We start from the raw sequence: 502 nt of genomic DNA on the forward strand, positions 1-502 counted from the left end.
TGGACCTTGAGCCGGACCGATCTCCGCGAGGCCATCATGGAGGGCGCGGTCGAGCGCGTCCGGCCGAAGATGATGACCGTCGTCGCCATCATGGCGGGACTTCTGCCGATCATGTGGAGCACCGGCACCGGGTCCGAGATCATGCAGCGGATCGCGGTGCCGATGATCGGCGGCATGATCTCCTCCACCCTGCTCACGCTGATCGTGATCCCGGCGATCTTCGGCCTGGTCAAAGGCTTCCGGTTGCCGCCTGCAGGCAAACCACGCTTGCCGGCGAAGTCGAAGGCGGTCGTCACGAAACTCCGAATCCCGGAGCCTGCCAAATGAGGTGAGCCGATGATGCACGACATGATGCCTGGAATGATGGGCGGAATGGCGCTGATCTGGGTCCTGATCGTCGTCGTGCTCGCGTTGGGCGCGGCCGCGCTGGTCAAGTACCTGTTCTTCTCGGGCCGAGGAGATTGATCATGCACCGCATTCTACTTGCGGCTCTCGCTGCTGT

At 63.1% G+C, this 502-nt stretch carries 2 protein-coding genes; both read left to right on the plus strand.

Annotated features, from left to right (window positions below):
- On the plus strand, positions 1-327 hold a 327-nt coding region (locus IVA91_RS12645), incomplete at its 5' end, for an efflux RND transporter permease subunit (RefSeq protein WP_247458798.1).
- Between the two features lie 9 nt (positions 328-336).
- A complete protein-coding gene (locus IVA91_RS36805) occupies positions 337-465 on the plus strand; it encodes a hypothetical protein (protein WP_256466405.1) in 129 nt (42 codons plus the stop codon).
- Positions 466-502 lie beyond the last annotated feature (37 nt).

The organism is Bradyrhizobium sp. 153 (assembly GCF_023073835.1).
Classification (GTDB): Bacteria; Pseudomonadota; Alphaproteobacteria; order Rhizobiales; family Xanthobacteraceae; genus Bradyrhizobium.

What these genes read in the sequence shown, in the direction of transcription:
- IVA91_RS36805 (WP_256466405.1), top strand. Translation starts at nt 337, where the DNA reads ATGATGCACGACATGATGCCTGGAATGATGGGCGGAATGGCGCTGATC.